We start from the raw sequence: 13,882 nt of genomic DNA on the forward strand, positions 1-13,882 counted from the left end.
ACGGGCCGCATTGCCATAAGGAGCGCTTGGGCGAAGAATGTGGAGGGCTGCTGGACCTGCTGATCGGAGAGGACCAGAACAATCCACCCGAGGCCGTCGTGCCGCAGCTCGAGCAAGAGCGCTACTACCGCTGGCTCACCTGGCTCACGGTGCCGCTTCACTTCGTCGCGCTCATCGGCTGCGCCTGGTGGGTGGGAACGCAGAACCTGTCATGGTGGGCGGTCCTGATGCTCGCCTATGTGGCCGGAACGGACTCGGGACTGGGCATCAACACAGGGCACGAACTGGGACACAAGAACACCGCGGTCGAACAATGGCTGGCGCGCTTCGTCCTGGCGGTGCCGGCCTACGGGCACTTCACCGTCGAACACGGGCGCGGGCACCATCGCTCGGTGTCGACGCCCGAGGACCACGCAAGCTCGCGCATGGGCGAGAGCATCTATCGCTTTGCGCTTCGGGAACTGCCGGGCGGCATCCGCCGCGCATGGTCACTGGAAACCGAGCGCCTCGCCCAGCAGCGCAGGTCGGTCTGGAGCGTGCACAACACCATGCTCCAGAGCTATGCCGTGACGGCGGTGCTGCAGATCTCACTGATCATCGCTTTCGGATGGGTGATGGTGCCCTTCCTGGCCGTGCACAACATGGTGGCGTGGTGGCAGCTCACGTCGGCGAACTATGTCGAGCACTACGGCCTGCTGCGCCAGCGACTGCCGAATGGCAAGTACGAAACGCCGAAGCCGCACCACTCGTGGAACACCAACCACTTGGTCACCAACCTTGCGTTGTTCCACTTGCAGCGGCATTCGGACCACCATGCGTACCCACTGCGCCGCTATCAGTCGCTGCGGCACTTCGAGGATCTTCCTCAATTGCCAAGCGGCTATTTCGGGATGTTCCCGCTCTCGTATGTTCCCGCGCTGTGGTTCCGCGTGATGGACCCGCGGCTGCTGGCACTGCCGCACGTGAACGGTGATCTGGCGCGCGTCAACATCGACCAGGATCCGGAACGCCGTGCAAGGCTCTATGCCAGGTACGCCAAGGTGGGGCAAGCGAACGAGAGCTTGCCGGCGTGAGCTGCTCGTGCGCGACTCAACGCCGCGCGGGCTCGAGGAGGAATCCGGCGAAGAAGTCGCTCAGTTCATCGCGCGCAGACAGTGGCAGCACATGCGCGACGTATTGGTCGGGTCGGACCACCACGATCGCGCCGGCGCTTGCGATCCCACGCGCGGCGAAGATGTCGTCGCGCGGGTCGATCGCCCACACCTTTTCCCAATCCTGCAATCCCAACGGCCCCGAGCAGGGTCGCAGGATCGCGGGCACCGTGCCGATGTCGACGTCGTGATGGCTGCTTCGGAAGATGCCGTGCACGTCGACGATGGCGTCCAGGTCCGCGCCTGCGGGTGCGAAGCGCAGCGCGGGCGAAGCGGGCGATTCGGTGAACCAGCGCGCGAAGTCACGCAGGCCGTGAGCGGTGTCGCCAAAGGCGTAGATGCGCCAGCGCCCGTCGGCGACGTGCGCGTGGCCGAGATGCATCCGCCTGCCGTCGGCGACCCGGATTACCGGCGAGGAATGGAAGCGGGTGCCGATCTCGAGGCCCGTGGCCAGGTGCTGGTAGGCATCGTTCCCGGTCAGCAGCGACGGCTTGTACTTCGTCGCCTGGCCGGCGACGTAACGCAGCTGCCGCCCGTACTCCGCCTTCATCTGCTCGGAAGTCACGCCGCCGCGCTCGGGATGCTCCGGGTCGACCGTGGGCTGGGCGATGAAGGCCGACCAATGCCGGTCGAAGTTGATCAGATCCTGCGCGACCGACTGGCGCTCGGCCGAGTAGCTGTGCAGCAGCGACGCGGGCGAGCGGCCTTCGAGCACCGCGGCGAGCTTCCAGCCGAGGTTGAAGGTGTCCTGGATCGACACGTTCATGCCCTGACCAGCCTTTGCCGAGTGCGTGTGGCAGGCGTCGCCGGCGATGAACACGTGCGGCAGGCGTCCGGTGGTGTCGCCGATCGGCACGTCATCGAAACGGTCCGTCACGCGCTGGCCCACTTCGTACACCGACGACCACGCGACCGACTTCACGTCGATCGAGTACGGATGCAGGATCGAGTTCGCGACCGCCGTGATCTGCTCTACCGTGGTCTTGCGGATCTCCGAATCGCCCGCGGGCACCTCGCCGAGATCGACATACAGACGCACCATGGTCCCGCCCTCGCGCGGGATCATCAGCAGGCTGCCCTTGCCCGCGGACTGGATCACGTTCTTGGTACGCCAGTCGGGAAAGTCGGTGTTCGCGAGCACGTCCATCACGCCCCAGGCATGGTTGGCGGCATCGCCGTGCAGTTCCCGCCCGATCGCGCGGCGCACATTGCTGCGCGCGCCGTCGCAGCCGACGACATACTTGGCGTGCACCGTGAACTCTTTGCCCTCGTCGGGGCCACTCACGTGCCGCAGCGTGACCTTCGCGGGGTACTCGCCTTCTCCGACCTCGATGGCGGCGCACTCGATGCCGTAGTTGGTGGTGAGCCGGCTCGGCGACTTGGCCATGTAGTCCAGCAGGTACTCCTGCATGCGCGCCTGGTTCACGATGACATGCGGGAACTCGCTCAGGCCCTCAGGGGCGTCTGGCACCCATCCGGTTCGCACGATCTTCGAACGGTCTTGCTCGGACGGACCCCAGAACCGCACCTCGTTGATCCAGAACGCTTCGCGCATCAGCGCATCTGCGAGCCCGAAGGTCTGGAAGGTCTCGACGGTTCGCGACGCGACGCCGTCGGCGTGGCCCACCTGCAGCGGTCCTGCCCGACGCTCGACGATGCGGGTATTGATGCCCGGAAACACCGACAGCTGTGCGCCGAGCACTGTGCCGGCCGGGCCGGTGCCCACGATCAACACGTCGACTTCGGCAGGAAGCTCCGCCGTCCGGGCGAGTGCCTGAGGCGAGGCTGGGTGGATGTCAGGGTCGCCAGGGCGGTATCCGTCGCGATAGAACTGCATGACTGTGCTCCGAATGAAGTGAGATGGAGGGGATTAGATCGAGTGCTGATAATCAGTGTGCTGATGATTAGTGTAAGGATAGAATTGATCTTTATCAATAAAGGGTTAACCCTGACCCATCTCATGACTCCGACCGATCCAGCGGACCTCGATCTCGAAGCCCTTCCCGGCCACTTCATCCGCCGTCTGCAACAGATCGCCGTCGCGGTGTTCCTGCAGGAGACAGAACCCTTCGGCGTGACGCCAGTGCAGTACGCCAGCCTTCAGGCGATCCGACGCACGCCGGGAATCGACCAACGCTCGCTCGCACGCTCCATCGGGCTCGACACCTCGACGATGGCGGGCGTGATCGACCGGCTGGAAACGCGCGGCCTGATGGTGCGCAGCGCCTCGCCGGACGACCGGCGGGTGCGGCTCTTGAGCCTGACAGACGAAGGACAGGCCTTGCTGGGCCAAGTCGAGCCAGCCGTGCTACGCGCCCAGACGCGCATGCTTGAACCGCTGCCCAAGAAAGAGCAGCAGACGTTCATGCGAATGCTGCGCGAGATCGTGAAGGCCAACAACGACCTGAGTCGCGCGCCAAGCCAGGATTGACGCTCGCGGGCAGTCCAGAACCCGCGTGTGAACAGCCGGCAGTGGCGCCGGCGAGAATTCCAGGCTACTCGCCAACCTGCTCCAGTGCCTCGCGACGGCTAAGTGCACGGGCTGCCGCAAGTCGCTTCAACTGGTCAGGGTTTGGCCGCGACTTGCCTTGCTCCCAAAGATAGATGGTTGCTCCGCTCATCCCAACGAGTTTTCCGTAAGCAGCAGCAGAGAGTCCGAGTTTTGCGCGATGCGCCGCCAATCGAGTGGCACTGAACCGCCGTGGCGTCTCGTCCGTCGCTGCAGCGCCCGCTCGGGAGGCAGCCTTCTTCTCGCGTTCCGCAAGTTTGAGCTGCTTCTGCAGGTCAGCCACGTCGCGTCGCAGTTGGGCAATGGCGGTTCGGTACTGCGTGCTTGCCTTCTTCAAACTCTCAAGTTCAGCCCGCGCTTCCTTGCGAGCAACGCGAGAGATTTCGGCTTTGAGAACGGATGCGATGTTTGTCACGGGGTGCATTCTGCATGGCAGTCCGGCGTGCTCTTGCTCATTCCGCCAGCCCTTGCGAACGCCCCATGCGCACCAGGGCCTCCTTGAGCCACATGACCGCCTCGTCGGCGTTCGATCGCGCGTCCCAGCACACGTAGAGGCTGTAGCTAGGCAGTTCGAATGGCAGCGGCATCGCAACGAGTTCCGCCGCGTACCGCTCGGCCACGCGCTTCGGAAAGACGGCCATCGCATCGGTGCTGGCGAGAAGATCTGCCATCTGGCCGAAGGTCGTGACTGCGGCCTGAACATGGCGCGTGCGGCCCTGCCGGGCGAGGATCTGGTCCATCGTGTCGTCGAGCACTGAGCGGCTCTGCCCGAGCACCACGTGCGGCACGGTGCAGAAGGCGTCGATGCTCATCCCTTTCGCGAAGGCGGGATGTCCACGTCGCACGACCGCAATGTAGGCGTCCTCGTAGAGCAGTTCCGACTCGACACCAGCAGCTGGCGCCATCTTCGGCAGCAGGCCGATGTCGATGTCGCCCTTGCGGAGTTGCTCCGGCATGCGGCTGTAGTCGGCCAGCTCCCACGCCAGCCGGATGCGCGAACCGCAGGCGTGCAAGTCGCGGCAAAGCGACGGCAGCATGGTGTGGCTGCTGTGGTCGCTTCCGCCGATACGCAGGATGCGGTCCGATGTTGCCGGGTCGAACGCGCGATCCGCATGCAGCAACTGCTGAAGCTCCTGCAAGACAGCCTCGACGCGCGGCGCAAGCGCAAGCGCGCGCGGCGTCGGCACCACGCCGTGCGCGGTACGGGTGAAGAGCGGGTCGTCGAAAGTCTCACGCAGCCGCTTGAGCGATGCGCTTACCGCCGGCTGGCTCAGAAAGAGGCGCGAGGCCGCGCGCGACACGCTGCGCTCCCTCAACAAGGCATCGAAGGTCCGCAGCATCGCGAGATCGACGCCGCGGATATCAGGGCGGCCCATATCAGTTATCCAAATCTTCGAATTGATTCTCTTGGAGCGGACTTCTATCGTACGCGGACCCCACAAGAATCCAGGAGACAAGCATGTCCGCTCGCCCCCACGACGGCGACTTTCGCGCACGCCGGCGCGCCTGCCTCGGCGGCCTCGGCGCCTTCGCCCTCGCCGGCGCGATGCCCGCCGCATTCGCCCAGCAGCCTTCCACAACCTTCCCGAGCAGGGTGGTGCGCATCGTCCCCTTCGGTACCGCCGGCGGCCCGATCGACGTGATCGCGCGCGTCTACGCCGACAAGCTCCAGCAGCGCTGGGGCCAGAGCGTGATCGTCGAGCCCAAGCCCGGCGCGAGCGGAATCATCGCCAGCGACGCGGTCGCCAAGGCACCGCCTGACGGCCACACGGTGCTGTTCACGCTGCCGCTCACGCACATCAACAACGCGATCCTGCAGGCCAAGCTGCCTTACGACCCGGTCAAGGACTTCGAGCCCATCACCCAGCTCGCGAGCGGCGGACCGATGCTGGTAGCGCCTGCCAACGCGCCCTACTCCAACCTCAAGGAGTTCGTCGCCTACGCCAAGGCGCATCCCGGAATGACCTACGGCACGTGGGGCAACGGCTCGCAAGCGCACCTGATGGGCGAATTGCTCAAGCGGCAGGCCGGCATCGAACTCACGCACGTCGCCTACAAGGCCGAGGCTGCCGCGCATACCGACATGATCGGCGGCGTGCTCGACTTCGCTTGGGCCAATCCCTCCACCGCGCGCGTTCAGTCACAGGCTGGGAAGATGAAGGTGCTGGGCATCGCCGGCAGCCGCCGCGTGTCGACCTTGCCGAACGTGCCGACCTTCGCCGAACAGGGCTTCGCTGGATTCGACCTCGACAGCTGGATCGGCGTGTATGCGCCGGCCAAGACGCCCACAGCCGTCATCGAGCAATGGAACCAGGCGCTGCGCGAGATCACCCGCATGCCCGAGGTGCAGAGCCGCCTCATCGCCTTCGGCTTCGAGCCGCTGGGCAACACGCCGGCGCAATTCCGGGCCAGCTACCAGGCGGACTTCCCGCGCGTGGCCGAGCTGATCAAGGCTGCCGGCGTCACCGCCGAATGAAAGACAAGGAACCCCGATGAATCCCTCGACCGCAGAGACCGCTGAAAAGAAGGTCATCCCGATCACCGTCGACACTGGTACCGCCTACGGACGCAAGCCGGGCGTGCACAACCCGCAGTTAACCGAAGTCGGCCCGGGCACGCCGATGGGCGAACTGCTGCGCCGCTACTGGCATCCGATCGGCCTTAGTGCCGACGCGAACGACACGCCGCGCCAGGTGCGCGTGCTGGGCGAAGACCTGATCCTCTTCCGCGACGGCACCGGTCGCCCAGGCCTCGTGCATCCGAATTGCGCACACCGCGGCGCATCGCTCTACTACGGCAAGGTCGAGGAACGCGGCATCCGCTGCTGCTATCACGGCTGGCTCTTCGATGTCGAAGGCCATTGCGTGGAGCAGCCCTGCGAAGCCGAGATGGGCAAGTCGCGCGGCAGGGTGCGCCAGCCCTGGTATCCGGTGCAGGAGCTCTATGGCCTGATCTGGGCCTACATGGGCCCGCCTGAAAAGAAGCCCGTACTGCCGCGCTACGACGCGCTGGAGCGGCTCGACGAGGGCGAGTTCCTCGAAACTAACGATGCCAGCATCGGCGGCGGGGGCCCGCAGGTCATTCCGTGCAACTGGCTGCAGCACTACGAAAACCTCGTCGATCCCTTCCATGTGGTCGTGCTGCACTCCACCTTCAGCGGCACGCAGTTCGTCGAGCAGATGGCGGCGATGCCCGAAGTGACCTGGGACGCGGTCGAACTAGGCGTGCGCACCACCTCGATCCGGCATCTGCCCGACGGCAAGGTCTTCCGCCGCATCAGCCAGGCCGGCATGCCGACGCTGCGCGTGATCCCGAGCCCGCGCGTGGGCAAGTACGGCCGGCTCGAATCGCTGGGCTGGGTGCTGCCGATCGATGACCACAGCTTCCGCATCTACGTGGTCGGCCGCGTGAGCTCGGAGGGCGAACTCACCCGCATGCGCTCGCGCATGAATGGTCGGTTGTGGGAAGAGCTCACCGAAGCCGAGCACCAGCAGATGCCCGGCGACTACGAGGCGATGGTCAGCCAGGGCGCGATCGCAAGGCATTCGGAGGAGCACCTCGCCACCTCCGACAAGGGCATCGTGATGCTGCGGCGCTACCTCAAGGCACAACTGGAGCGCATCGAGCGCGGCGAAGACCCGGCTGGCGTGTCCTTCGACCCTGATGCGCCGCCGGTCGAGTTCGACGCCGGCAACTGGCTCGAAGAGCCGGGCAAGAGTTCCTGATCCGGGCATCCCGCGCTATCGTGCGCGGATGCCCAACGCCTTCAACTTCCAGGCGTCGCCCTTCGACTGCCTCGATGCCGACGAGCAGCAGATTGTCCGCGCCGGGGTCGACATCGCCTACTTTCGCGAAGGCGAGGCAATCCTCGATGCGGGCATCGCGCCCACGCATCTCTTCGTGGTCATCAAGGGCTTCGTGCGGCAGTACGAGCTGGGCGGGGCGGAGCCGGTCGCAGGCTTCGGTCCCAATGACACCTTCGACGGCCGCAGCCTGCTGACCGGGCAGGTCGCGGGCCGCTTCGTCGCAGCGGAAGAGGTGCTGGCCTACCAGCTCTCGCGCGAGGTGGTGAACGGGCTCATCGCGCGCAATGCGCCCTTCGGCGCACGACTCTTCTCGGATCTCTCGAACAAGCTCGCGGCGATCGCAGGCCAGCGCGGACGGCACGAGCTGCAATCGCTGGAGATGGCGCGCGTCGATGCGATCGCGATCCGCGCGCCGCATTTCGTCGATGCGGATTGCGACGTGCTGTCGGTGGTGCGTCTCTTCCAGTCCGAGCGCGCGACCAACGTGCTGGTGCGCGACCAGCGGGCCGACCCGCCGCGCCTCGGCATCTTCACCGTGACCGCATTGCAGCGCGCGGTGCTGCACGGCACGCCGCTCGACCGCTTGCCCGTTGGCGAAGTCGCCAACTTCGGGCTCATCTCGGTGCGCGCCGGCGATCCGGTGGGCGATGCGCTCACGGTCATGGTCCGGCACAAGGTGCATCGCGTGGTCGTGACGGCGGACGAGGTCGGCGAACGCGTGATCGGCGTGCTGGAAGCGATGGACCTCTTCAGCTTCCTCGCGAACCATTCGTACCTCATCAACCGCGAGATCGCCGAAGCCCGCGACCTTCCGGCGCTTGCACAGGCGTGCGAACACATCACGCGGCTCATTGCGCTGCTGCATCGCGGCGGCACCCGGGTCGGGCAGATTGCGACGCTGGTGCAGGCGCTCAATGCCAAGCTCTTCGAACGCACATGGCAGCTGGTTGCGCCAACGGAGCTGGTCGCCAACAGTTGCCTCATCGTCATGGGAAGCGAAGGCCGGGGCGAACAATTGCTCAAGACCGACCAGGACAACGGCCTGCTGCTGCGCGAGGGGTACGCGCCGCCCGACGATCTCGAATCGATCTGCGCGCGCATGACGCAGGCGCTGGTGGACTTCGGCTATCCGCCCTGCCCGGGTGGTGTCATGTTGTCGAACCCACTCTGGCGTGGCAGCGAGCGCGAGTTCGCGAGTCGTGCGCAAGACTGGCTGCTGCAGCCGGATGGCGACAACCTCATGTCGCTCGCGATCTTTCTCGATGCGCATCCGGTCTGCGGCGATGCTTCGCTGCTCGCCGCCGTGCGGGAACGCCTGTTCACGATCGCCACCGACAACGAAGCCATGCTCGCGCGCTTCGCTTCGGCGGTCGATGCCTTTGCGGCCGACACCGGTTGGTGGCACCGCATCCTCGACTTTGGCGACGACGCGGAGCGCAGCCTGGACATCAAGAAACAAGGCCTCTTCCCGCTCGTGCACGGCGTGCGCAGTCTTGCGATTGCTGCGCAGTTGCCGGACACATCGACCGCGGCGCGCCTGCAGGCGCTTGTCGCACGCGGGCTGATCGAACGCACGCTGGCCGATGAAGTGCTGCAAAGCCTGCATTTCTTCATGAGCCTCCGCCTCGCCGCCGGGCTGGAAGAGCTCGAGGCGGGCAAGCCGGTGAGCGGCCGGGTCGATCCCTCGAAGCTCAACAGCCTCGACCGCGATCTGCTGAAAGACACCTTGCAGGTCGTCAAGCGCTTTCGCCGCGTGTTGCGGCTGCGCTTTCATCTGGATGTGGTGTGAGCGGCGCGTTCGCGGCGATCAAGCGCCAGTGGCTGCTGTACCACCTGGGCGATCCGCGTTTCCGCTTCATGTGGGATACGCCGCCGGCCGATGAATGGGTGGCGATCGATTGCGAGACCACTGGCCTTGATACGCGCCGCGATGAGATCGTCGCCATCGCTGCGGTGCGCATTCACGGCAACCGTGTGCTGTGCAGCGATCGCCTCGAACTACTGGTGAAGCCCGAACGCCGCGTGGTGTCGCCGGACAGCGTGCGCGTGCACGGCCTGCGCGAGCGCGATGTGGCGAAGGGCATCGCGATGGATGAGGCCCTGCGCCGGCTGCTCGAGTTCATCGGCAGCCGTCCGCTGGTCGGCTACTACCTCGAGTTCGATGTCGCGATGATCGACCGCGCCCTCTTCCCGATGCTTGGCATGGGCCTGCCGCAACCGAAGATCGAAGTCTCCGCGCTCTACTACGAATACAGAAACCGCCAGCGCCCGATGCACGAGCGTGGCGGTGACATGGACTTGAGGTTCGCGACCATCATGTCCGACCTCGGATTGCCGCAAAGGCCGGCACACGACGCGCTCAACGACGCGGTGATGGCTGCGCTGGCGTTTCTCAAGTTGCGCGGACTATCCATGTCTTAAGATGCGCGGCTTCGATGGTAGGCACCGGTTCACAGGTGCCGCCACAACACAAGAAGCGTCAGGGAGTAGAACAATGAATCGAGCTTTCGCCGTCTGGGCGAAGCTGCGCCGTGCGCGCGTGCACGTGCGAGCAGCACTGGGTCTTGCCATCACGTTGGCGACCACGGCCGTCACTGCCCAATCGGTGACAGTGACACCCCCCAACGGCACGCTGACCACCGAGGTGGCGGACCTGAGCGTTCAGACCTCCGCCGGCCCGGTGGAATGGAAGCGCACCTTCAACGGCGTGGGCTGGCGCTTCAACCGCCACTGGGACGGCATCAGCGCCAGCTACAAGCCGGTGATGACGCAGAACGATGGCGGCGGCTCGCCCAGCGTGGCCTCCGCAGGCTTCAGCGGTGCCCCTGCCGTGTGCTGGATCTGGGTCGACGAAGACTGGCAGCCCGGCGACGCCGTGGTCGGCTTCAACCCGGGCGGCGCCCTCGAACCTGTTCCCGTCGATCCGGCCAGCCGAGCGGGCGACCTCCTCGAATACACCGATCCCAAGGGCCGCGTGTGGCGCTACGCCTATGACGCCGACGGCAACGTCCTGAGCGAAACAGACCCGCTCGGTCACGCGACCAGCTACGTTTACGACAAGAAAGGCAACCTCTCAAGTGCCACCGACGAACGCGGCAAGACCTATCAGTTCGCCTACGACGCCGGCAATCGCCAAACCCAGCGCACCGATCCGCTCGGCGGCGACTACAGGACCAGCTTCAACGTTCTGGGCGTCATGTCCAGCGTCACCGATGCCAGCGGCAAGGCCATGAGCCTCGACTACGACGCCATGGTCCGCCTCACCAAGGCGACGGACAGCAAAGGCCAGACCTACGCCCTTGACTATGCCGACCCCGATGGTTCCGAGAAGAACGCCAATCGCCCCACGCGTCTGTCCTATCCCACCTTCCAGCGCATCATGCGCTACAACACCCGCGAGCGCCTCACCCTGCGCAACGACCAGGCCGGTGCCGAGACCCGCATCGAGAGCTTCACCTGGGACGGCGCAGGTCGAAACAAGACCTATACCGACGCCAACGGCAAGACCAAGTTCTATGCCTACAACCCGTTCGGGGAAGTCAACGAGGTCAAGGACCCGTTGGGCAACACCATGCGGCTGCTTCGCGACACGCGCGGCAACGTCATCGAGGTCATCGACCCGAACGGCAAGGCCACACGCATGGCCTACGACCGGCGAAATCTGCTTGCAGACAGCACCGATCCACTCGGAAAGACCACGCGATACACCTACAACGAGAACGGCTGGCTTGCCAGCATCGTTCAGGCCAACGGCCAGAGCGTCACGTATGACTTCGATGCCATCGGCCGCGTCACCACGCAGCGCGAGTACGACATCAGCGCCACGCTGGTGAAGACCACAAGCTTCACCTACGACGACGCAGGCAACCTTCTTGCCTGGGACGACGGCACCTATAGTTCAAGCCGAAGCTATGACGACGCCGACCGGCTGAGCGGCGAGACCGTCAAGTACGGCGCCTTTGAACTCGCCCATAGCTACACCTACCACGCCAACGGCCAGATCAAGACCTATGCCGGTCCCGATGGCGCCACCATCAGCTACGACTACGACGGCGCGGCCCAACTCCAGCGCGTGGACATCCCTGGCGCCGGTGTGCTCTCCGTGGCTGACTGGCAGTGGTTCCAGCCCAAGAAGGTCATCCTCCCCGGCGGCACCGAACAGCGCATGGAGTACGACGGCTACCAGAGCCTCACCCGCCTGAAGGTGGTCAACCCGACCCAAGCCACCGTCTTCGACCTGCAGAACCAGTTCGGCAAGCTGGCCGAGATCAAGAAGGCCACCTTCGACGGCGTAGGCCTGGAGTACACGCACGACGACGCCGGCCGCCTCACCGCCATCGGCGCGAGTCTGCTGAGCCGGCGAGGCGAAACCTTCACCCTCGACGCCAACAGCAATCGCAAGACCCACAGCAAGACCGGCAGCGGCCTGTGGGTCTACGACGACGCGGGTCAACTCACCCAGCGTCCCTCTGCCGGCGGAAGCGGCACCGTCACCTACGAGTACGACGATGCCGGCAACCTGATCCAGAAGACCGACACCAGCAAGTCCGAGCCTGCCCGCACCACCCGCTACGGCTGGGACGCGCTCAACCGCCTGGCCGAAGCCCGCGACGGTGCCAACGCACTCATCGCGCGCTACGCCTACGACCCCTTCGACCGCCGCATCCGCAAGCAGATGGGCGACTCCGCGCCCCTGAACGCCGCCGGCCCGGGCGGCAGCGACATCCGCAACAGCGTCACCCACTACCTGCAAAGCGAATGGGGCACCCTGGCCGAGACCGACGCTGCGGGCCAGGTGCAGATCGCTTACGGCTGGAGCCCGCAGCGCGAATCGAGCGTCGCCCCCGTCTTCGCGAGACTGCACGATGTCGGTGATAGCTGGCGCACCGTCTACTACCACAACGATCACCTGGGCACCCCGCAGCGCATCACCGACCACAGCGGCGCTGTCGTCTGGAGCGCTACCTACGACGCCTTCGGCAAGGCCACCACGCAGACCACGTCCGAGCCAGCGACCGCGGTGGTGAGCAACCTGCGCCTGCCCGGCCAGTACTGGGACGCCGAGACCGGCCTGCACTACAACGACCGGCGCTACTACGACCCGGACACCGGCCGCTACACCGCGCGCGATCCGCTGGGCTTCGAAGGCGGCATCAACCTCTACACCTACGCGGCCGGCGCTCCGGGGCGCTACAGCGATCCGACCGGCGAAATCATCCCCTGCCTGGCGGCCAACTACGTGCGCTGCATGGCCATGTGCGGTCTGCAGAGCCTCGCCATGCAAGGGCTGGACCGCGCCACGGGCGGGTGCAACGAGTTCGACCTGATGGGCGCGGCCAAGGACTGCGCGGTGGACTGCCTGTGGGCGATGCTGCCCATCCCCGACCCGTGCGGCAAGTTCGGCAAGCTCTTCAGCACTGCGATCGGCTTGGGCGCGGGCCTGATGAACAGCTTCCCGGGTGAGACCCTGGTGCACGTGCGCGATGTGAACGGCAAGCCGAGCCTGAAGGCCATTGCGGAGATCCGCATCGGTGACGAAGTGCTGGCCTGGGACGAGATGGCGCTGGTGGATGGGCAGCTCAGTCAGAGCCGGCCCATCGGGCTACAGACGAGCGCATCCAGCGCAAGACCGGTCAATGCCACGCGCTACGAGAAGGTCAACGAGATCGCCACGAGTGAGAAGCAGCAGCGGCTGGTGCATCTCACGCTGGCAACGGGCGAGAAGCTCACGGCTACCGATGGCCACCCCTTCCGCACGAGCGAGGGCTGGCGCGATGCCATCCTGCTCAAGAAGGGCGGCAAGCTCTTGCTCAGGGGCAGTGGCGAGGGGGATGATGACCCTGCGACGGTCACCATCGCGGACGTCCAGGTCGAGACGAAGGTCGTTCGGGTCTTCAATCTCGAGGTCGACAACCTCCATACCTTCTTCGTGGGGGAGGAAGGGGTTGTTGTTCACAACGGCGCAAGAGGCACCAAGCCTCCCGCACCGGGGCGTCCTGGGCCTGGGGACGGCTTCGTCCCAAGTCCAGGAAGCGGACATTACAAATATTGGCCACATGTGAAATGCAAAGGATGGCGCGACAAAAAGGGAGATGTGTGGGAGCCGACCGACCACAACGGCACTCACGCACCCCATTGGGATGTTCAGCACCCTGATGGCACCCACACGCCGACGTATCCTTCAAAGAAATACAGCGCAAAATGAGTGCAAATAAAAGAGTGAGACTAGTCTCGTTTTTGGGTGAAGTAGTGGCCCCACCTGCGACGAAGGAGGCAGAGAACTACTGGCTTCTAATTGGGGAAGCCGGGACTGTACTTCGCGACGGAAGAAAAATTTGGGGGATTGAGGGGAAAAACAAATTGCTAGTTCGCTTCGATAAGAATGTTTCGCAATTCGGACTCCATTGTCACAATGA

Annotated in this window: 10 protein-coding genes; 7 read left to right on the forward strand and 3 right to left on the reverse strand. The window is 65.2% G+C overall.

Annotated elements, in window-relative coordinates; genetic code table 11:
• Positions 1-26 precede the first annotated feature (26 nt).
• Positions 27-1,073 (forward strand): alkane 1-monooxygenase, encoded by a 1,047-nt coding sequence (locus FHW64_RS14140; RefSeq protein WP_260303818.1) that lies wholly within the window; start codon positions 27-29, stop codon positions 1,071-1,073.
• A gap of 16 nt (positions 1,074-1,089) precedes the next feature.
• Here FHW64_RS14140 and FHW64_RS14145 read toward each other — a convergent pair whose 3' ends face one another.
• Positions 1,090-2,988, reverse strand: coding sequence for an FAD-dependent monooxygenase (locus FHW64_RS14145; protein WP_184527146.1), 1,899 nt, complete (start codon positions 2,986-2,988; stop codon positions 1,090-1,092).
• A gap of 123 nt (positions 2,989-3,111) precedes the next feature.
• On the opposite strand from FHW64_RS14145, the gene FHW64_RS14150 reads away from it, so the two are divergent.
• Positions 3,112-3,582, forward strand: coding sequence for a MarR family winged helix-turn-helix transcriptional regulator (locus tag FHW64_RS14150; protein WP_184527914.1), 471 nt, complete (start codon positions 3,112-3,114; stop codon positions 3,580-3,582).
• 64 nt (positions 3,583-3,646) lie between these two features.
• On the opposite strand, the gene FHW64_RS14155 is transcribed toward FHW64_RS14150, so the two are convergent.
• Complete coding sequence (locus tag FHW64_RS14155; protein WP_221210327.1) at positions 3,647-4,084, reverse strand: DNA-binding transcriptional regulator; 438 nt, start codon at positions 4,082-4,084, stop codon at positions 3,647-3,649.
• 28 nt (positions 4,085-4,112) lie between these two features.
• Entirely contained in the window at positions 4,113-5,036 is a 924-nt protein-coding gene (locus tag FHW64_RS14160) for a LysR family transcriptional regulator (RefSeq protein WP_184527150.1), read from the reverse strand.
• An 83-nt stretch (positions 5,037-5,119) separates the two neighbouring features.
• Between FHW64_RS14160 and FHW64_RS14165 the strand changes: the two genes are divergently transcribed.
• From FHW64_RS14165 to FHW64_RS14185, 5 genes are all read left to right on the forward strand, one after another.
• Positions 5,120-6,136, forward strand: coding sequence for a tripartite tricarboxylate transporter substrate binding protein (locus tag FHW64_RS14165; protein ID WP_184527153.1), 1,017 nt, complete (start codon positions 5,120-5,122; stop codon positions 6,134-6,136).
• A gap of 16 nt (positions 6,137-6,152) precedes the next feature.
• A complete protein-coding gene (locus tag FHW64_RS14170; RefSeq protein WP_184527155.1) occupies positions 6,153-7,385 on the forward strand; it encodes an aromatic ring-hydroxylating dioxygenase subunit alpha in 1,233 nt (410 codons plus the stop codon).
• A 28-nt stretch (positions 7,386-7,413) separates the two neighbouring features.
• Positions 7,414-9,255, forward strand: coding sequence for a putative nucleotidyltransferase substrate binding domain-containing protein (locus tag FHW64_RS14175; protein WP_184527157.1), 1,842 nt, complete (start codon positions 7,414-7,416; stop codon positions 9,253-9,255).
• Positions 9,252-9,887 carry a 3'-5' exonuclease gene (locus FHW64_RS14180; RefSeq protein ID WP_184527159.1) on the forward strand — a complete coding sequence of 212 codons (636 nt, stop codon included), beginning with the start codon at positions 9,252-9,254 and terminating at the stop codon, positions 9,885-9,887. Before FHW64_RS14175 ends, FHW64_RS14180 begins: the two co-directional genes overlap by 4 nt.
• Positions 9,888-9,960: 73 nt before the next feature.
• Positions 9,961-13,671 carry an RHS repeat-associated core domain-containing protein gene (locus FHW64_RS14185; RefSeq protein WP_184527161.1) on the forward strand — a complete coding sequence of 1,237 codons (3,711 nt, stop codon included), beginning with the start codon at positions 9,961-9,963 and terminating at the stop codon, positions 13,669-13,671.
• Positions 13,672-13,882: the final 211 nt, after the last annotated feature.

It is taken from the genome of Variovorax sp. Sphag1AA (assembly GCF_014192575.1).
In the GTDB taxonomy this organism is placed as follows: Bacteria; Pseudomonadota; Gammaproteobacteria; order Burkholderiales; family Burkholderiaceae_C; genus Variovorax.